General features: G+C 65.5%; 14 protein-coding genes and 2 pseudogenes. 6 read left to right on the top strand and 10 right to left on the bottom strand.

The genetic code is table 11. From position 1 onward, the window contains the following. Positions 1 to 64 precede the first annotated feature (64 nt). Entirely contained in the window at positions 65 to 1,108 is a 1,044-nt protein-coding gene (locus B4I46_RS16065) for a low specificity L-threonine aldolase (RefSeq protein WP_043863633.1), read from the top strand. Positions 1,109 to 1,192: 84 nt separating this feature from the next. Here B4I46_RS16065 and B4I46_RS25670 read toward each other — a convergent pair whose 3' ends face one another. From B4I46_RS25670 to B4I46_RS16080, 4 genes and pseudogenes are all read right to left on the bottom strand, one after another. After that, entirely contained in the window at positions 1,193 to 1,930 is a 738-nt protein-coding gene (locus B4I46_RS25670) for a methyl-accepting chemotaxis protein (RefSeq protein ID WP_370409087.1), read from the bottom strand. A 123-nt stretch (positions 1,931 to 2,053) separates the two neighbouring features. Continuing rightward, positions 2,054 to 3,130, bottom strand: a pseudogene (locus B4I46_RS25675) (HAMP domain-containing protein); the annotation flags it as partial. A 159-nt stretch (positions 3,131 to 3,289) separates the two neighbouring features. Continuing rightward, the gene (locus B4I46_RS16075) at positions 3,290 to 3,592 is read right to left on the bottom strand and encodes a cell division protein ZapA (RefSeq protein ID WP_043863631.1); all 303 of its coding nucleotides are present in this window, start codon (positions 3,590 to 3,592) and stop codon (positions 3,290 to 3,292) included. Further along, positions 3,589 to 3,819, bottom strand: coding sequence for a hypothetical protein (locus B4I46_RS16080; protein ID WP_043863630.1), 231 nt, complete (start codon positions 3,817 to 3,819; stop codon positions 3,589 to 3,591). The genes B4I46_RS16075 and B4I46_RS16080 overlap by 4 nt, the downstream gene beginning before the upstream one ends. A gap of 293 nt (positions 3,820 to 4,112) precedes the next feature. Here B4I46_RS16080 and B4I46_RS25680 point away from each other — a divergent pair. From B4I46_RS25680 to B4I46_RS16095, 4 genes and pseudogenes are all read left to right on the top strand, one after another. Beyond that, positions 4,113 to 4,868: pseudogene (locus tag B4I46_RS25680) on the top strand (MCP four helix bundle domain-containing protein); the annotation flags it as partial. Next, a complete protein-coding gene (locus B4I46_RS25685) occupies positions 4,860 to 5,723 on the top strand; it encodes a methyl-accepting chemotaxis protein (protein WP_408980709.1) in 864 nt (287 codons plus the stop codon). The pseudogene B4I46_RS25680 and the gene B4I46_RS25685, both read left to right, overlap by 9 nt. 382 nt (positions 5,724 to 6,105) lie before the next feature. Further along, positions 6,106 to 7,527, top strand: a complete 1,422-nt coding sequence (locus B4I46_RS16090) for a purine-cytosine permease family protein (protein ID WP_286900959.1) — start codon at positions 6,106 to 6,108, stop codon at positions 7,525 to 7,527. Beyond that, positions 7,524 to 8,369 carry a nitrilase-related carbon-nitrogen hydrolase gene (locus tag B4I46_RS16095; protein ID WP_286900960.1) on the top strand — a complete coding sequence of 282 codons (846 nt, stop codon included), beginning with the start codon at positions 7,524 to 7,526 and terminating at the stop codon, positions 8,367 to 8,369. The genes B4I46_RS16090 and B4I46_RS16095 overlap by 4 nt, the downstream gene beginning before the upstream one ends. Here B4I46_RS16095 and gbcB read toward each other — a convergent pair. After that, positions 8,366 to 9,466, bottom strand: coding sequence for a glycine-betaine demethylase subunit GbcB (gene gbcB / locus B4I46_RS16100; protein WP_043863626.1), 1,101 nt, complete (start codon positions 9,464 to 9,466; stop codon positions 8,366 to 8,368). The two genes, B4I46_RS16095 and gbcB, sit on opposite strands and share 4 nt — an antisense overlap. 282 nt (positions 9,467 to 9,748) lie before the next feature. On the opposite strand from gbcB, the gene gbcA reads away from it, so the two are divergent. After that, positions 9,749 to 11,041, top strand: coding sequence for a glycine-betaine demethylase subunit GbcA (gene gbcA / locus B4I46_RS16105; RefSeq protein WP_286900962.1), 1,293 nt, complete (start codon positions 9,749 to 9,751; stop codon positions 11,039 to 11,041). A gap of 712 nt (positions 11,042 to 11,753) precedes the next feature. Here the strand turns inward: gbcA and B4I46_RS16110 are convergent. The 5 genes from B4I46_RS16110 to B4I46_RS16130 form a co-directional block, all read right to left on the bottom strand. Continuing rightward, positions 11,754 to 12,524: an electron transfer flavoprotein subunit beta gene (locus tag B4I46_RS16110; protein ID WP_043860354.1), complete on the bottom strand. Its 771-nt coding sequence runs from the start codon at positions 12,522 to 12,524 to the stop codon at positions 11,754 to 11,756. A gap of 10 nt (positions 12,525 to 12,534) precedes the next feature. Further along, positions 12,535 to 13,755: an electron transfer flavoprotein subunit alpha/FixB family protein gene (locus B4I46_RS16115; RefSeq protein WP_286900965.1), complete on the bottom strand. Its 1,221-nt coding sequence runs from the start codon at positions 13,753 to 13,755 to the stop codon at positions 12,535 to 12,537. Beyond that, entirely contained in the window at positions 13,752 to 15,701 is a 1,950-nt protein-coding gene (dgcB, locus tag B4I46_RS16120; RefSeq protein WP_043860356.1) for a dimethylglycine demethylation protein DgcB, read from the bottom strand. Before dgcB ends, B4I46_RS16115 begins: the two co-directional genes overlap by 4 nt. A gap of 158 nt (positions 15,702 to 15,859) precedes the next feature. Next, positions 15,860 to 17,920: a dimethylglycine demethylation protein DgcA gene (gene dgcA / locus B4I46_RS16125; protein WP_286900967.1), complete on the bottom strand. Its 2,061-nt coding sequence runs from the start codon at positions 17,918 to 17,920 to the stop codon at positions 15,860 to 15,862. Positions 17,921 to 17,935: 15 nt separating this feature from the next. Beyond that, entirely contained in the window at positions 17,936 to 18,466 is a 531-nt protein-coding gene (locus tag B4I46_RS16130) for a 4-vinyl reductase (protein ID WP_054916693.1), read from the bottom strand. Positions 18,467 to 18,492 lie beyond the last annotated feature (26 nt).

An 18,492-nucleotide genomic window follows, 5' to 3' on the forward strand; every position in this document is an offset into this window, starting at 1 on the left:
CTTGTAGTCGGCGATTTGATAGTTGGTTTAGAGTGCTTGCCTGCGTCGACCACAGGACAGTGCAATGACAGAACAAAGCCAGCAATTTGCCAGCGACAACTATTCCGGCATCTGCCCCGAAGCCTGGGCGGCGATGGACAAGGCCAACCAGGGCCACGAACGCGCCTACGGCGACGACCAGTGGACCGCCAAGGCCTCCGACCACTTTCGCAAACTGTTCGAGACCGACTGCGAGGTGTTCTTCGCCTTCAACGGCACCGCCGCCAACTCCCTGGCCCTGTCGTCCCTGTGCCAGAGCTACCACAGCGTGATCTGCTCCGAGACCGCCCACGTCGAGACCGACGAATGCGGCGCGCCGGAGTTCTTCTCCAACGGCTCCAAGCTGCTCACCGCCCGCAGCGAAAACGGCAAGCTTACGCCGGAGTCCATCCGCGAAGTGGCGCTCAAGCGCCAGGACATCCACTACCCCAAGCCACGCGTGGTAACCATCACCCAGGCCACCGAAGTGGGCAGCGTGTATCGGCCCGAAGAGCTCAAGGCGATCAGCGCCACCTGCAAGGAACTGGGCCTGAACCTGCACATGGACGGCGCTCGCTTCAGCAATGCCTGCGCGTTCCTGGGCTGCTCGCCGGCCGAACTGACCTGGAAGGCCGGCATCGACGTGCTGTGCTTTGGCGGCACCAAAAACGGCATGGCGGTGGGCGAGGCGATCCTGTTCTTCAACCGCAAGCTGGCCGAAGACTTCGACTACCGCTGCAAGCAGGCCGGGCAGCTGGCGTCGAAGATGCGCTTTCTGTCGGCGCCGTGGGTGGGGTTGCTCGAAGACGGTGCGTGGCTGCGCCATGCGCAGCACGCCAACCACTGCGCGCAGTTGCTCAGCGGGCTGGTGGCGGACATCCCGGCGGTGCAGTTGATGTTCCCGGTAGAAGCCAACGGGGTGTTTCTGCAGATGCCGGAGCCGGCACTGGAAGCGCTGCGCGCCAAGGGCTGGCGGTTCTACACCTTCATCGGCAGCGGCGGCGCACGGTTCATGTGCTCGTGGGACACCGACGAGGCACGGGTGCGCGAGCTGGCGGCGGATATTCGTGCGGTAACGCTGGGTCGCTGATGGCCCCTTCGCCGGCAAGGCCGGCCCCTACAGACACCGCCAACCTGTAGGAGCCGGCCTTGCCGGCGAAGCAGTCACCCTGATCTAGAGCCTGAACCCACCCATCTGCCGCGCCAGGTCATCAGCCAGCCCGCGCAACGCCTGGCAATCCACCCGACACGCCTCCACCTGCGCCACCGTCTGGCGCGCCAGGTCGGAAATCCCCTGCACGTTGCGGTTGATCTCCTCGGTCACCGCCGACTGCTCCTCGGTGGCCGTGGCCACCTGCAGGTTCATGTCGGTGATGTGTTCCACCTGCCCGGTAATGGTGGTCAACGACGCTCCGGTCTGCTGGCTCGACGCCACGCCGGTGCCGGTCGCCGCCTGCCCCGCCTGCATCGACGCCACCGCGCTGCCCGCCCCCTGCTTGAGGCGCTGGATCATCTGCTGCACCTCGTCGGTGGACACCTGGGTTCGCTGGGCCAGGGTACGTACCTCGTCGGCCACCACAGCGAAGCCACGGCCCATCTCCCCGGCCCGCGCCGCCTCGATCGCTGCGTTCAACGCCAGCAGGTTGGTCTGCTCGGAAATGCTGCGGATCACCGCCAGCACCTCGTCGATGGACGCCACCTCCTGTGCCAGTTGGCCAACCGCACTGGCCGCCACGCCGATCTCGCCCGACATGCCTTCGATGTGCGCAATCGAGCGCTGCACCACCTCGCGCGCCTGCAACGCTTCGGTGCGCGCGGTCTGCGAGGCGTGCGCGGCCTGGCCGGCATTCTGCGCGATGTCCTGCACGGTGAGGCCCATCTGGTGCACGGCAGTGGCCACCATCTCGGTCATCTCCTGCTGGCGATGGGAGCGCCCGGCGGTGTCCTCCACCACCGCGCTCACCTGCCCCACGGCGCTGCGCAGGTGCTCGGTGGTGCGCAGCACCTCGCCGATCAGGTCGCGCTGGCTGTCCAGAAAACGGTTGAAACCCCGGGCCAGGTCGCCCAGTTCATCGGCCCGCGACTCGTCCAGGCGCTGGGTCAGGTCGCCACCGCCCTGGGCAATCGAGGTCAGCGCACCGGTCACCCGGCGCAGCGGGCGCACGATGCCGCGCGCCAGCCATACCACCAGCAGCAGCGACAGCAACGCCACCGCCGCGCCGATCAGGCTGGTGAGCCACACGGCCTGGTTCACCTGGGCGTAGATCTGCGCCTCGGGCACCTCGGCCACCAGGGTCCAGTTCAGGTCGCGCAGCGGCAGGCTCAGGGCCAGGTAGGTCTCGCCATCGCGCTCGAAGCGGCTCTGCTGCAGGCCCTCGTGCGGGGTCAACGCACGCTGGGCGGCGCCTTCGCCGATCTGCTCGGCCAACTGGCGCTTGCCGCTGAACTCGGACTGCGGGTGCACCTGGATCAGTCCATCGCCGCGCACCAGGAACACCCGGCCGCGCTCGCCGAAACTGAAGTCGTGGATCAGTTGGGACAACTCGGTCATGCGCAGGCCCAGCCCGGCAATGCCCACCAGCTGGCCGGCTTTTTCCACCCGAAAGTCGATGAACAGCGCCAGGTCGCCACTGCTGATGTCCGTGTCGATATTGAGCAGGCGCGGCTTGCCACTGTCGATGAACCCGAAGAACCACGAGTCCTTCGGGTTGTCGCGGCTCAAGGTGCGGTCCAGCCCGCCCTGGTTGTAGTAGTGATTGCTGCGCGTGGCGGCGAACAGCGCGGTGAACGCCTGGTTGTGCACACGCACCGACTCCAGGTACTCGACGAACGCACCGGCCTGTTCGGGGGGCTCCCCCGCTGCCAGCCAGTCGCGCAACAGGGTGTTGTTGGCAATGTCGGCCGCCGCCGTCAGAGGCCGGTCCAACATGCGCTCGATATCGTTGCGCATGGCCTCGATGCTCGCCGGCAGCGCCGTCTCCACCAGGTAGCGCTCGGTCAGTCGATTGACCGCCACGGTGTAGATACCAACCACGATCAGAATGCTCGCCACCAGGGCCGCGCCCATGCTTGCGATCAATTGCCACTGGATACTGCGCCGCCAGAACTGCATGAATTTCCCCTGAGTTAAACCAGCCGTGTACCGCGAACACCAGGCCAATTGTATACAACAGAAAATACAATGCTAGCAGTCAGCCACACTCGGGCCGCTCACTGCCCCCAGGGGTCAGTGAGCCAGCACAGTAAAGAGGGAATGCACGCGAGGGGGAAATCAGCTGTTGCCGATTGTCCGGGCAATGACGTCGACCGTGGCGCTGACTTGCTCTTGATAACGGTCGAGGGCTTCCTGATGTGCCTGTTGCAGTTCGATCTGCTGCGAGCACAGGTTCAGGGCGGCCAGCACCAGCAACTTGTCGCCGATCAGCGACGGGTACTTGCGCTTGGTATCGGCCAGGGAGGCCTTGAGCATCTGCACCGCCTGCGCCAGGGTCTGCTCCTGACCTTCAGGGGCCTTGATCGAATAGTCATTGCCCATTATCGACACGACATTGATCGACTGCGCGGTGGTCTTCATGCGGTAACGGCGCCGCCACCGGCACGTTCAACCAGCGCCTGGATACGCGCGGCGGTTGCACCTTGCTTCTCTTCCTGCTCCATCAGGCTCAGTTGCAGGCTTTCGTTCTCGTCCTTGGCCTGGGCCAGTTCGTCGCTCAGCTGCGCGTTGCGCTCGGCCAGGTCGAGGTTCTTCTGCACCAGGTCGTTGACCAGTTGCTCCAGTTGACTCAGGGATGTTTCCAGCATGATTGCGTTCTCACGGTTTTTCAGGGGGCGCACACGATAAAGAAATCTCACCGCACTCGCCAGGGATATCGGGGCCAGAGCCTCGACCGGGTGCAGATTGACCCGTCGATCGGCAACCGGTTCCAGCGCTTGGTCGGATGCCGGGGTGAAAAAAATGACCGGTGGTTCACATTTAGTTACATGCCCCCTCAAGTCTGCCCTGCTTTGACCGATAGGCAATAAGAGTTGCCCCACGACGCATGGACCGCGCGCATTCCTATTCCCTGCCGGATAAAACCATGTCATTACGTAACATGAACATCGCCCCGCGCGCACTTCTGGGGTTTTCGCTGATCGGCGCCCTGATGCTTGCATTGGGCATCTTTGCCCTCAACCAGATGGGGCAGATACGCAAGGCCGGCGAAGCCATCGAACAGATCAGCGTGCCCAGCATCACCAACCTCGACCAGCTCACCCAACTCACCCTGCGCCTGCGCACGTTGTCCTACCGCCTGCTGCTCAACCGCGAAGCCGCCACCCTGCAGGACACCGTGCAACTGCTGGCCAAGCGCAATGCCCAGATCGACGAAGCGCGCCGGGCCTACGAGCCACTGATCGAAGGCGACGAGGAACGGGGCGCGTACAACCAGTACGTGCAGCTGCTCAACCAGTACCGCCAGCTCGAAAACCGCATGGTAAGCCTGTCGCAGGCCGGTGATGTGGAAGCACTGCGCAGCCTGATCAACCACGACCTGCTCGACAACTCCGAGCAGATCAGCGCAGTCACCGATCGCCTGGTCAAGATCAACACCGATCAGACCCGTGTGACCAACCAGACCGCCGCCACGCAATACGACACGGCCTTCACCCTGGTGATCGTGCTGCTGGTGGCCGCCACCGCACTGACCCTGCTGTGCGCGCTGCTGCTCACCCGCAGCATCGTCAAGCCGATCGACGAAGCGCTGCAGGCGGCCGAGCTGATCGCCGATGGCAACCTGACCAAACCGATCAACACCACCGGTACCGACGAAGCGGCGCGCCTGCTGCACGCCATGGGCAAGATGCAGCACAAGCTGCGCGACACCCTGCAGCAGATTGCCGGCTCCGCCACCCAGCTGGCCTCGGCGGCCGAAGAGCTGAATGCAGTCACCGACGAAAGCGCACGCGGCCTGCAGCAGCAGAACAACGAGATCCAGCAGGCCGCCACTGCCGTCACCGAGATGACCAGCGCGGTGGAAGAAGTGGCACGCAACGCGGTGAGCACATCCGAGGCGTCCAAGCAGGCCACCCGCTCGGCCGGCGACGGTCGCGACCTGGTCATGGAGACCGTCAGCGCCATCGAGCGCATGAGTGCCGACGTGCAGGGTACTGCCGAGCTGATCGGCAACCTGGCCGGCGAGTCGCGTGACATCGGCAAGGTGCTCGATGTGATCCGCGGCCTGGCCGACCAGACCAACCTGCTGGCCCTCAACGCCGCCATCGAGGCGGCGCGTGCCGGTGAAGCCGGGCGCGGCTTCGCCGTGGTCGCCGACGAAGTGCGCGCCCTGGCCCACCGGACCCAGCAGTCGACCAGCGAAATCGAGCGCATGATCGGCAGCATCCAGGGCGGTACCGAACAGGCGGTGAACTCGATGCGCCACAGCACCGAACGCGCCGAGTCGACCCTGAGCATCGCCCGCGGCGCCGGCCTGTCGCTGGAGACCATCACCACCGCGGTGGCCGAAATCAACGAACGCAACCTGGTGATCGCCAGCGCCGCCGAAGAGCAGGCCCAGGTGGCCCGCGAAGTGGACCGCAACCTGGTGAACATCAACGACCTGTCGGTGCAGTCGGCCACCGGGGCGCACCAGACCAGCGCCGCGAGTGCCGAACTGTCTCGCCTGGCGGTGGGCCTGAACGGCCTGGTCGCACGCTTCAGCGTGTAGGTCGCCACCGGGCCCCGGCGCAGTGCGCGCCGGGCGCCCGGTTTTTTTCGATCGGCCCCCGCTCGCCGTCGAAAACACTATCTCGTCAGACTTATCTAAAGTTGCTCACAAACTATTCATAATATTAAGTAGGAATATTCACTGCACTTTAACTTCGGCATCAAAAACCTCACGCCGCACGATAACTTTTCGCAATAACCTCCCCGCATTGCAGACTGGCATAAATACCAGTTTACAAATCAGAATGGCTCTACATCGGACATTACAGACACTTTCAGGCAAGTACCTGCGCGCTCGCTGAAAGTGTGTCGTTGTTCCATTAGTTGCAGCTTCATCTAACCTCATCAGCATTGAAACTTTCGCCCGAATGCCTGGGAACGCCATGAACAATGCGGCACCTGCACCTGAAACGTCAGGCCTGAAGATAGAAACCCGTACCATCCACCCGGTGCCCCTCGACGAGCGTCACGGCAAGGCCTGGCACCTGGGCCCCTTCTGGTTTACCGGCAACTTCGTACTCACCACCATGGTCACCGGCTTCGTCGGGCCCGCCTTGGGTCTGGCCGCCTGGCAGGCGGTGCTGGCGATCCTGCTCGGGGTGGCCCTGGGCACCCTGTGCATGGCCCTGCATGCCAACCAGGGCCCGCGCCTTGGCCTGCCACAGATGATCCAGTCCCGTGCCCAGTTCGGCCTGCGGGGCGCCGTGCTGCCGTTCATGGCGGTGGTGTGCGTGTACATCGGCTTCAACGTGTTCAACGTGATCCTGGCCACCGATGCACTGACCACTGTGCTGCCGGGCAGCGATGCCTTCTGGTACGCACTGCTGATCGCGGTGGCCGTGGTGATCGCCGTGGTCGGACACGACCTGCTGCACACCGTGCAGCGCTGGCTCACCTACCTGCTGATCGGCGTGTTCGGCCTGCTCACCCTGGCAGCGCTGCTGTTGCTGGAGGCCGACACCGTTCAGCGCCAGCTGCAGTTTTCCTGGTCGGGCTTTCTCATCCAGCTGTCGGCCGCCGCCGGCTACCAGATCAGCTACTCGGTGTATGTCTCGGACTACTCGCGCTACCTGCCGCCCAGCACCTCGGCGCGCAAGGTGGTGCTATGGACCTATCTGGGCGCCGCCGGCTCTGCGGTGTGGCTGATGTCGCTGGGCGCGCTGGTAGCCTCGGCAGTGGTGGCGCCCGAAGCCATCAGCAGCCTGCAACACCTGGGCAACCGCTTCCTGCCCGGCTTCGGCACCTTCGCGATCCTGATGGCGGTGCCGGCGCTGGTGGGCATCATGGCCGTCAACTGCTACGGCGCGCTGCTGACCGGCATCAGCGCGATCACCGCGTTTCGCCCGCTGGCGCCGGGGCTGGCCGGGCGTGCCCTGGGCCTGGGCGGCATTGGCGCGGTGGTGTACCTCACCGCCATCGCGTTGCCCGACAGCTACCTCGACAGCTTCAACCTGTTCCTGCAACTGATGCTGTATGTGCTGGTGCCCTGGAGCGCAATCAACCTCACCGACTACTACCTGTTGCGCAAAGGCAACTACGTGATCCCGGCCATGTTCGACCCGGCGGGCGAGTACGGCCAATGGGCCTGGCCCGGCATCCTGGCCTACCTGGGGGGACTGCTGGCGATGCTGCCCTTCGTGTCGCTGGCCGGCGTGCAAGGGCCGGTGGCGGTGGCGTTGTCCGGCGCCGACCTGGCCTTCGTCCCTGGCTTCATCGTTTCGGCCCTGCTGTACTGGCTCCTGATGCGCCACCTGCGCGGCACCCCGCCGCCCCCGGTCGCCGAGCCCAAGGCGCCGCAGCCATGACCCCATCCCCGCAAACCGTGCGTGTCGGGTGCTACCAGCTGGCGCCGACCATTGCCAATCCAAGCTACAACCTCGACCGTACCCGGGTGGCCATCGCCGAGGCCGCCGAGCGCGGCGCGCAACTGCTGGTACTGCCCGAGCTGGCGCAGAGCGGCTATGCGTTCTACGACCGCGAAGAGGCCCACGCGCTGTCCGAGCCCCGTGACGGGCCGACCCTCGAGGCCTGGGCCCGGCAGGCCGCCAAGTACCAGATCATCGTGGTGGGCGGCTTCTGCGAGCGCCTGCCCCACGGCCAGGTGGCCAACAGCTCGGTGCTGATCGAGCCCGACGGCCGACGCACCTTCTACCGCAAGGCCCACCTGTGGGACCGCGAAACGCAGATCTTCACCCCCGGCAGCGAGCCGCCGCCGGTGGTGGACACCCACCTGGGGCGCATCGGCATGATGATCTGCTACGACCTGGAGTTTCCCGAATGGGTGCGCCTGGCGGCGCTGCGCGGTGCCCAGCTGCTGTGCGCACCGGTGAACTGGCCGGACACCTCCCGGCCCGGCTTCCAGCGCCCGGCCGAGGTCATCCGGGTTCAGGCCAGCGCCTCGGTCAACCGGCTGTTCGTCATTGCCTGCGACCGCTGTGGCGAGGAGCGCGGGGTTGGCTGGGTGGGCGGTTCGACCCTCACCGATGCCGACGGCTATGTGCTCAAGGGCGGCAAGCGTGTCGGCAAGAAGCAGCTGCTGCTGGCCGACATCAGGCTGGGCCAGGCACTGGACAAGCAGATCAGCGACCACAACCACGTGCTGGCCGACCGGCGCCCTGCGCTGTACCACGAGCTGCTGCGCGACTAGAACTCGATGCGCACGTCACCACGCGGCACGCTGCAGCACGACAGGATATAGCCTTCGGCCTCGTCGTCCTCGGTGATGCCGCCGTTGTGCTCCATGTCCACCTCGCCACCCAGCTTGAGCACCTTGCAGGTGCCGCAGATACCCATGCCACAGGCCTTGGGGATCATCAGCCCGAGCTTGGCGGCTGCCGCATGCACCGTCTCGCCCGGCGCCACGCGGATGCTCTTGCCGCTGGCGGTGAACTCCACCTGGTGCTGGTCGGCCACGTCCACCTCGGCGGCCTCGGCGGCCTGCTCGGCGTTCTCTACCGCATCGGCCTTGGCCTCGGGCGGCGTGGCGCCGAACGACTCCTCATGGTAGCGCTGCATGTCATAGCCGCTGGCTTCGAGCATGCGCTTGACCGCGTTCATGTAGGGCGTGGGCCCGCAGCAGAAGATCTCGCGTTCCAGGTAATCGGGCGCGATCAGCTCCATCAGCTTCTGGTTCAGGTAGCCGCGATAACCGGCCCATGCCTCGCCCAGGCCATGCTTCTCGCAGATGATGTGCAGGCTGAAGTTGTCGATCCGCGAGGCCATGTGCTCCAGCTCGCGGTGGTAGATGATGTCCTTGGGCGAACGCGCGCTGTGCACGAACACCATGTCGACATTGGCATTGGTGTCATAGAACCAGCGCGCCATGGACATCACCGGGGTGATGCCCACCCCGCCGCTCAGGTACAGCACCCTGGGGCTGGGGAAGTCCATCGCGTTGAACAACCCCACCGGCCCGTGCACGGCCAGCTCCTGGCCTTCATGCAGGGTGTCGTGCAGCCAGTTGGAAACCTTGCCGCCGGGTACGCGCTTGATGGTCACCGAAAAGCTGTAGGGCACCGAGGGCGAGCTGGAGATGGTGTACGAGCGCATGATCGGCTGACCGTCGATTTCCAGCTCCAGGGTCACGAACTGCCCGGGCTTGAAGAAGAACAGGATCGGCTGGTCGGCCATGAAGCAGAAGGTGCGCACATCCCAGGTTTCCTGAATGACCTTGACGCAGCGCACGGTATGCCGGCCGTTGGCCCAGGTCTGAGTGGTCACCGGGTTGAGGAAGTTGTTCGACATGCTCGTCTCCGCGGCCGATCGGGGCCTGTTATGGCGACGATGATGCGCAAGGTGCAGGCGGCGCACATTCCTGTTCGCGACATCGGCGTACTTATCGCGACCAGCCCCCGCCCACAAGGGCTCGCGCGTCGGGAACGGATCTGGCCATGTCGCCCATGGGCATGGTTGCCGGCGCGGGCGAACGCACACTCCATCGCACATCAACCTGCTGTCTGAGCCCTGCGTCGCCACACGAACGATTAGCCACTTTCGCGGCCCGCACGGGCCATGAGGACCTGAACGATGGACGTCACCGCAACCTTGAGCCTGGGCGACCCACTGGACGCTGCACGCAAGGCCACCGCCGACATGCTGCAGACCCGCGAGCGCACCTTTTCGCTGCCGCAACCCTTCTACACCGATGAGCGGCTGTTCCAGATCGACATGCAGGAGATTTTCCACAAGGAATGGCTGATTGCAGGCATGACCTGCGAGATCCCGGCCAAGGGCAACTACCTGACCCTGCAGATCGGCAAGAACCCGATCATCGTGATCCGCGGTGCCGAGGGCAAGGTGCATGCCTTCCACAACGTGTGCCGCCACCGTGGCTCGCGCCTGTGTACCAGCGACAAGGGCAAGGTGGCCAAGCTGGTGTGCCACTACCACCAGTGGACCTACGAGCTGGACGGGCGGCTGCTGTTCGCCGGCACCGAGATGGGCGACGACTTCGACATGCAGCAGTACGGTCTCAAGCCGGTGAACGTAAAGACCGCCGGTGGCTACATCTTCGTCAGCCTGGCCGACAACCCGCCGGCGATCGATGACTTCCTCGCCACCCTGGCCCATTACATGGAGCCCTACGACATGGAGAACACCAAGGTGGCGGTGCAGACCACCCTGATGGAAAAGGCCAACTGGAAGCTGGTGCTGGAGAACAATCGCGAGTGCTACCACTGCAACGCCTCGCACCCGGAACTGCTCAAGACCCTGCTCGAATGGGACGACGTCACCGACCCGCGCGCCGACCAGGCGTTCAAGGATCACGTGGCGGCCAGCGCTGCGGCGTGGGACGCGGAGAAGATCCCCTATGCGCATGCCAGCTTCGGCCTGCGCAACCGTATCGTGCGCATGCCCCTGCTCAAGGGCACGCTGTCGATGACCCTGGACGGCAAGCTGGGCTGCCAGAAACTGATGGGGCGCATCCAGAACCCCGACCTGGGCTCGATGCGCATCCTGCACCTGCCGCATTCGTGGAACCACTGCATGGGTGATCACATCATCGTGTTCACGGTATGGCCGATCAGTGCCCAGGAGAGCATGGTCACCACCAAGTGGCTGGTGCACAAGGATGCGGTTGAGGGCGGGGACTACGACCCGGCACGCATGCGCCAGGTGTGGGACGCGACCAACGACCAGGACCGGCGCCTGGCCGAAGAGAACCAGCGCGGCATCAACTCGACGGCGTATCAGCCGGGGCCGTATTCGAAAACCTACGAGTTTGGCGTGGTGAATTTCGTGGACTGGTACAGCGAGCGGATGCTGAGCAACCTGGGCGCGGCGCCGGCGCCGTATCTCAAAGGTGTGGCGGCGCAGTAATACTGGGGCCGCTTTGCGGCCCATCGCGGGTCAAGCCCGCTCCCACAAGGGCCGCGTAGATCTTGTGGGAGCGGGCTTGGCCCGCGATGAGGCCGGTGCCAACTGTACAAATTTTGAACAACACCCGCAAACCCCAGCCCCTACTGCCCCATACCTACTCCACCAACACTTTATCCACAGCCACACCCACAGCAATTGTGGGCAACCCTTGTGGAAAACTTCCGCCCAGCGCCCTTCAATCCACAGCGTGCAATAGATCAAAAAGTGATCAAACCTCTGTAAGCCTTTGAATACGTGCCCCCCAGCACTGCACGAACACCTTATCCACAAAGCCGCCAACAGACTTTGTGTGCAAGTATCCCTCTTTGCAAAACCCATGTGGATAAACCGCCGAAACCCCCGATTTTCGCTGCCGCGTGAGTATTTCGCGGTGGATTGACGAGGTTTTGTGCGTTTTTTGATCAAATAGCTGAACACCTTTAACCACGTGGCCTGCAGCCATGTCCGAACAGATTATCCACAGAGCCGCCAACAAGGATTGTGAGCAAAACTGCCGTCTCGCTGGACGACGGGCATGAAAAAACCGCGAAAAATTTGCGGCGCGTATTGATCACTATTTGAACAATAGCCTGCAGGCCACAGTTGACGTGGCCTGCAGCCATAGGCAAACACTTTATCCACAGAACCGCCAACAGACTTTGTGCACAACCCTTCAGCGCAGCACACCCTCCTCCACCAACAGCTTCAGGATCGCCTCGGCGCCTTCGCTCGGGGTCACGCCCTTGAGTACCTGTCCACCGCCGCCACTGGCCTTCGCCGTGGCGGCTTTCATGCGGTCGGCACCGCTCTTGGCCTTGATTACCTTGAGGCGTTTGGGCCGGGGTCTGGCCGGCTGCAATACAGCATCTGTGAATAACTCGTCCTCCACCACCGCCACCTCATGGGCCGCCAACAGCCCGCGTTGCGCCGGCCCATAGGCGCTCTGGCGCGGCACCGGCGCGGCGTTATCCACAGTGGCGAGCATCGGCAGGCGCACGCTCAGGCGACGCCGCTGCCCCCGTGGCAGGGCCTGCAGCACCTGGGCCACGCCATTGTGGATGGATTCCACCTGCGCCAGCCCCACCACCAGCGGCCAACCCAGGCGCTCGGCCAGCAGAAACGGCAGCATGCCCGAGCCTTCGCCGGTTTCGGCCTGGCTGCCGCTCAGCACCAACTGCGCCCCCGCCTCGCGCAGGTAGTCACCGAGCACGCCCAGCACATCGGCGCCTGCGGGCTGCTGCAACACGTCCAGCTGCGCTAGCCCCATGCCCAGGTACGCGCGCAGCGCAGGCTCGTGCGGGTCGCCGGCATGCAGCACCTGCAGGTTATCCCCAGCCAGTTGCAACCCCAGCTCCACGGCCCGCGCATCCTGTTCGGCGCGGCGCATGCGCCCCGAGGTGGGGTGGGCGCCGATCGAGACCAGGCTGATGACCTTGGTGTTCATGAATGCCCCCTCAGGCCGCATCGCGCCGGGCGTTGTTGCGATAGTTGTCCACAGCCTCGATCAGCGCCTGCAAAATCGCCGCGCTGTCGCCGATGACCGCCAGGTCGGCACGCTTGATCATGTCGCAGCCGGGGTCCAGGTTGATCGCCACCACCTTGTCGCAGGCACCGATGCCCTGCAGATGCTGGATCGCCCCGGAGATACCCACAGCCACATACACCCGCGCCGTGACCCAGGTACCGGTGGCCCCCACCTGGCGATTGCGCGGCATGAAGCCATCGTCCACCGCCACCCGCGAGGCCCCTTCGGTGGCCCCCAGCGCGGCGGTGGCCCTGTGGAAAAGTGCCCAGTCCTTGACCCCGTTGCCGCCCGACAGGATGAATTCGGCCTCGGCCATGGCGATGGTGGCCGGGTCCACCGGCACCGGGCCGAGGTCTTCGATACGCGCCAGGCTGCGCGCCGCGCCTGTGGACAACTCCACCGGCAGGGCTTCATGGCGGGTTTCGCTGACCGGCTCGGCACATTCGGCCGCCGCCAGGATCAGGCGCGCCAGCCCGCGTACCAGGTCCTGCTGGCCAGCCCCGGCGCGCCCGCTGCACAGCCCGTCCTTGACCTGCCACACCCGCGTGGCCGGGCGCTCGCCCAGCGCCGCGGCAAGGCGCCGGCCCAGCTCGCCGCCACCGCTGCGGCTGTCGGGCAGCAGCCAGTGGCGCGGGTTGAACTGGTTATCCACAGCCCGCAGGCCTTGCACCCGCTGCTCCGGTGCATAACCTGCGAACGCGTCACCGTCGATCTGCAGCAAGCGGTCGACGCCGAACGTGCCGAAGGCGGTTTCCTTGTGCTCGCCAAACACCACTGCCAGCACCGCGCCGTCGCTGCCGGCCAGGCCGTGGGCCAGCCCGAGCACATCCCGGTCGTGGCTGCTCAGGCGCCCGCCGACCATGTCCGGCACCACCACGATGTAGAACGCCGGCAACGGCACCTGATGCAGCGGCACCAGCACCTCGGCGGCGGCGCTGCGCTTGCTCGTAGCGCCCTGGCTGGCGCCACTGCGATCGATGCGCTTGATCCCATTGGGGCCGATGAAACCCACCGCATGCGGGTTCTTGCGCAGCACGCCATTGGGCCCCATCCACTGCGTCTGTTGGGCCTGCATGGCTGCGTGCAGCGGGTGCAGACGGTTGCGTGCAATCCACTCGGCACGCGGGTCACGCCGGATGATCTCGCTCATGGGTCCACCTGCGCAGGTTCTGGTTGGCTTGCTACCGGCGTGCTGGCAACCGTCGCTTCACGCAGCGCGTCGGCCACCAGCTCGGCCAGGTCCTTGATCTGCGGGCGTGGTTCGACCACGCCTTCGAGCATCGCGGTGCACTGCGGGCAGCCCACGGCCACCACCTCGGCGGCGGTCTCGCGGATGTCCTGCATGCGCATGTCGGGAATGCGCTGCTTGCCCGGAATGTCGGTGATCGGCGCACCGCCGCCGCCGCCGCAGCAACGCGAGCGAAAGCCGGAGCGCGCCATCTCGCGCACCTCGATGCCCAGCGCGCGCAGCACCTGGCGCGGCGCCTCGTACTCGCCGTTGTAGCGGCCCAGGTAGCACGGGTCGTGATAGGTCACGCTGGCGCCCTTGTGCGGCGCCAGGTCGAGGCGGCCGGCGGCGATCAACTCGGCGATGAAGCTGCTGTGATGCTGCACCTGGTAGTGCCCGCCCAGCGCGCCGTATTCGTTCTTCAGTACATGGAAGCTGTGCGGGTCGCAGGTGACGATGCGTGTGAAGCGGTACTGCGCCAGGGTCCGGATATTGCGCCGGGCCAGTTGCTGGAAGGTGGCCTCGTCGCCCAGCCGGCGGGCCACGTCGCCGCTGTCGCGTTCCTCCAGGCCGAGCACGGCAAAGCCTACATTGGCCGCCCTGAGCACCTTGACGAAGGCGCGCAGGGTGCGCTGGTTGCGCATGTCGAAGGCGCCGTCACCCACCCACAACAGCACGTCGGTGCCGTGCACCTCGCCCAGCACCTCGAGGTCGAGGTCGGCGGCCCAGTTCATGCGCCCGCCCGGGGCGAATCCGCCGGGGTTGTCGGTGGCGATCAGGTTGTCCAGCACCTCGGCGCCCTTGTTCGGCGTGGCGCCTTTTTCCAGGGTCAGGTGGCGACGCATGTCGACGATCGCATCCACGTGCTCGATCATCATCGGGCACTCTTCCACGCACGCCCGACAGGTGGTGCACGACCACAGCGTGTCGGCATCCACCAGGCCGTCGACGATCGGCTGGTGCGGGTTGCCGCCGTGCTCGCCGAGCGGTTTGCCGGGGTACGGGCTGCCGGCAAACTTCGCATCGGTGCCACCCGCCAGGCCCACCACCATGTCCTGGATGAGTTTTTTCGGGTTCAGTGGCTGGCCGGCGGCGAACGCCGGGCACGCGGCCTCGCATTTGCCGCATTGCACGCAGGCGTCGAAGCCAAGCAACTGGTTCCAGGTGAAGTCCCTGGGTTTTTCCACACCCAGCGGTGCGCTCGGGTCTTGCAGATCCAGCGGCTTGAGCCCGGTGGAGCGTCCGCCGCCGAAGCGTTCGGCGCGCCGGTGCCAGGCCAGGTGCAGGGCACCGGCGAAGGCGTGCTTCATCGGCCCGCCCCAGGTCATGCCGAAGAACAGCTCGCTCACCCCCCACAGCACGCCCAGCCCGAGCAAGGCCACCAGCACCCAGCCACCGGTACCTTCGGGCAGGATGCCGGCTACCGGCAGGGTGGCGATGAAGAAGCTGGCGGAAAACACCAGCAGGCTTTTCGGCAGGCGCATCCACGGGCCTCTGGACAGGCGCGCGGGCGGGTTCAGCCGGCGCCTGTAGACGAACAGCGCACCGCCGAACATCAAGGCGGTGGCCACCAGCAGGGCGTAGCCGAGGAGGCGGTTGTGCAGGCCGAAACCGTGCACCAGGATCGCCAGTACGGCGGCCAGCACGAAGCCGCCGGCGGTGGCGACGTGGGTGTTGGCCATGTACCTGTCGCGGGCGACCACATGGTGCAGGTCGACCATGTACCGGCGTGGCATGGCCAGCAGGCCCTTGAGCAGCTCGACCCGCGATGGCCGGCCTTGGCGCCACATCCGCACGCGCCGCAGCGCGCCGAGCACGGCCAGGCCGAGGGCGGCGAACAGCAGCAGGGGTAGCAGGGTGTTCAACATGGGAAGCTCCCACACTCGATATGATCGGTTGCACACACTGTGGGAGCGGGCTTGACCCGCGATGGCGGCACGCCTGACACACCGCAGTGCTTGCATCGCGGGTCAAGCCCGCTCCCACAAAAAGCCCGAGCGACCGGGACACTCGGTTCACAGAGCGATCAGAAATCCTTGCACAGGCGCAAGGCGTCGTAGATCGCCGCATGGGTGTTGCGCTGCGCCACGCAATCGCCGATCCGGTACAGCAGGTACCCCTCCCCCGGCTGGCTCAATATCGGCTGCGGCTCAATCGCGAACAGCGCCTCCACATCGATCTGGCCCTTGTTGCGCGAGCCCTCCTTGAGTGCGTAGTACAGGGTCTCGTCGGGGCGCACACCGTTCTCGATCACCACCTGGTCGACCACCCGCTCCTCCCGTGCCCCGGTGTATTCGTTCTCCAGCACTGCCACCAGCTTGTCGCCCTCGCGGTAGACCTTCTCCAGCATCAGGTCGCCGGTCATGATCACTTCCTTGGGGTACATGCTGCGGTAGTAGGTGGGGAACGAGGTGCCGCCAATCGCCACCCCCGGCTTGATGTCGTCGGTGACGATCTCCACCTGGCTACCCTTGTCGGCCAGAAAATCCGCCACCGACATGCCGGTGAATTCGCAGATGGTGTCGTACACCAGCGCGGTCTTGCCCGGCGCCACCGTGCCGTCGAGCACGTCCCAGCTGCTGACCACCAGGCCCTCGGCCGCGCCCCAGTGCTCGTTCTGCTCGATGAATGGGTGCCCGCCCACCGCCAGCACCACCACGTCGGGGCGCAGGTCCATGAGGGTGTCGACGTTCGCCGCCGTACCCAGGCGCAGGTCGACCTTCAGCCGCGCCAGCTCCAGCTGGTACCAGCGCGTGATGCCGGCGATCTGGTCGCGTTGCGGAGCCTTGGCGGCGATGCTGATCTGCCCGCCGATCGCCTCCTTCTTCTCGAACAGGGTCACGTCATGCCCGCGCTCGGCCGCCACCCGCGCCGCCTCCATGCCGGCCGGGCCGGCACCGACCACCACCACCTTGCGTCTGGGGCCGGTGGATTTCTCGATGAGGTGCGGCACGCCCATGTATTCCCGCGAGGTAGCGGCGTTCTGGATGCACAGCACGTCCAGGCCCTGGTACTGGCGGTCGATGCAGTAGTTGGCGCCCACGCACTGCTTGATCTGGTCGATCTGGCCCATCTTGATCTTGGCGATCAGGTGCGGGTCGGCGATGTGCGCGCGGGTCATGCCGACCATGTCCACGTAGCCGCCCTCCAGAATGCGCGTGGCCTGGTTGGGGTCCTTGATGTTCTGCGCGTGCATCACCGGCACGCTCACCACCTCCTTGATGCCCGCCGCCAGGTGCAGGAACGGCTCGGGCGGGAAGCTCATGTTGGGGATCACGTTGGCCAGGGTGTTGTGGGTGTCGCAGCCCGAGCCGATCACGCCGAAGAAGTCCAGCATGCCGGTGGCGTCGTAGTACCTGGCGATCTCCTTCATGTCCTCGTGGCTGAGGCCGTCGGGGTGGAACTCGTCGCCGCAGATGCGCATGCCCACGCAGAAGTCGGGGCCGACTTCCTCGCGCACCGCCTTGAGCACTTCCAGGCCGAAGCGCATGCGGTTCTCGAAGCTTCCGCCCCATTCATCGGTGCGCTTGTTGACCCGCGGGCTCCAGAACTGGTCGATCATGTGCTGGTGCACTGCCGACAGTTCCACCCCGTCCAGCCCGCCTTCCTTGGCGCGGCGCGCGGCCTGCGCGTAGTTGCCGATCACGCGCCAGATCTCCTCCGGCTCGATGGTCTTGCAGGTGGCGCGGTGCACCGGTTCGCGGATGCCCGAGGGCGACATCAGGGTCGGCCAGTGATAGCCGTCCCAGCGCGAGCGCCGGCCCATGTGGGTAATCTGGATCATGATCTTGGCGCCGTGCTTGTGCATGGCGTCGGCCAGGTTCTGGAAGTGCGGGATGATGCGGTCGGTGGCCAGGTTGACCGAGGCCCACCACTGCTGCGGGCTGTCGATGGCCACTACCGACGAACCGCCGCAGATGGCCAGGCCGATGCCGCCCTTGGCCTTCTCTTCGTAGTACTTCACGTAGCGCTCGGTGGTCATGCCGCCGTCGGTGGCGTACACCTCGGCGTGTGCGGTGCTCAGTACCCGGTTGCGGATGGTCAGCTTGCCGATCTGCAGCGGCTGGAACATTGCTTCGAAAGCCATGGCGGGTTCCTCGACTTACAGGGGCTTGACGATGAACAGGCCGTCGTCGTGGCCGTGTTCCGAACCGCCGTAGACCTGCTCGGCGACCGTGCGAAGGGGGCTGCCGCGGGCCGCCAGGATCTGGTCCATGGCGCCGGCGAACCAGCCGGTGAACATGTAGTCGACCTTGCGCCCGACCTTGCCGTACACATAGACGAAGGCCGAGTGTTCGAGCCTGACGCTGGCGGTACCCCTGTCGAGGTCGATGTCCTGGATCGTGAACAGCCCCCAGCCGCGTTGCGACAGGCGCTTCATGTAGTGCTCGAACACCGCCACGCCCTGCAGGCCGTGGCATTCGGCCTCCTTCTCGCACCAGTGCCAGGCCGACTTGTAGCCGGCCTTGTACAGAATCTCGGCGTAGGCGTCGGCGCCCAGCACCTCTTCGATGCCCATGTGGTTGTTGACGAAGAAATGCCGCGGCACGTACAGCATCGGCAGCGCGTCGCTGGTCCACACACCGGTTTCGCTGTCGACTTCGATGGGCAATTGCGGGGCGATCTTGGCCATGGAAACTGAACTCCATAAAAGAAAAA

The organism is Pseudomonas sp. UBA7500 (genome assembly GCF_002478435.1).
Taxonomy (GTDB): domain Bacteria; phylum Pseudomonadota; class Gammaproteobacteria; order Pseudomonadales; family Pseudomonadaceae; genus Aquipseudomonas; species Aquipseudomonas palmensis.

Bases quoted from the DNA above. Each gene is read 5' to 3' on its own strand.
- B4I46_RS16095 (WP_286900960.1), top strand. From the start codon at position 7,524: ATGACCCCATCCCCGCAAACCGTGCGTGTCGGGTGCTACCAGCTGGCG.
- B4I46_RS16065 (WP_043863633.1), top strand. From the start codon at position 65: ATGACAGAACAAAGCCAGCAATTTGCCAGCGACAACTATTCCGGCATC.
- dgcA (WP_286900967.1), bottom strand. From the start codon at position 17,920: ATGGCTTTCGAAGCAATGTTCCAGCCGCTGCAGATCGGCAAGCTGACC.
- B4I46_RS16115 (WP_286900965.1), bottom strand. From the start codon at position 13,755: ATGAGCGAGATCATCCGGCGTGACCCGCGTGCCGAGTGGATTGCACGC.
- B4I46_RS25685 (WP_408980709.1), top strand. From the start codon at position 4,860: ATGCAGCACAAGCTGCGCGACACCCTGCAGCAGATTGCCGGCTCCGCC.
- B4I46_RS16080 (WP_043863630.1), bottom strand. From the start codon at position 3,819: ATGCTGGAAACATCCCTGAGTCAACTGGAGCAACTGGTCAACGACCTG.
- B4I46_RS16110 (WP_043860354.1), bottom strand. From the start codon at position 12,524: ATGAACACCAAGGTCATCAGCCTGGTCTCGATCGGCGCCCACCCCACC.
- gbcB (WP_043863626.1), bottom strand. From the start codon at position 9,466: ATGTCGAACAACTTCCTCAACCCGGTGACCACTCAGACCTGGGCCAAC.
- B4I46_RS16130 (WP_054916693.1), bottom strand. From the start codon at position 18,466: ATGGCCAAGATCGCCCCGCAATTGCCCATCGAAGTCGACAGCGAAACC.
- gbcA (WP_286900962.1), top strand. From the start codon at position 9,749: ATGGACGTCACCGCAACCTTGAGCCTGGGCGACCCACTGGACGCTGCA.
- B4I46_RS16075 (WP_043863631.1), bottom strand. From the start codon at position 3,592: ATGAAGACCACCGCGCAGTCGATCAATGTCGTGTCGATAATGGGCAAT.
- B4I46_RS16090 (WP_286900959.1), top strand. From the start codon at position 6,106: ATGAACAATGCGGCACCTGCACCTGAAACGTCAGGCCTGAAGATAGAA.
- B4I46_RS25670 (WP_370409087.1), bottom strand. From the start codon at position 1,930: ATGACCGAGATGGTGGCCACTGCCGTGCACCAGATGGGCCTCACCGTG.
- dgcB (WP_043860356.1), bottom strand. From the start codon at position 15,701: ATGTTGAACACCCTGCTACCCCTGCTGCTGTTCGCCGCCCTCGGCCTG.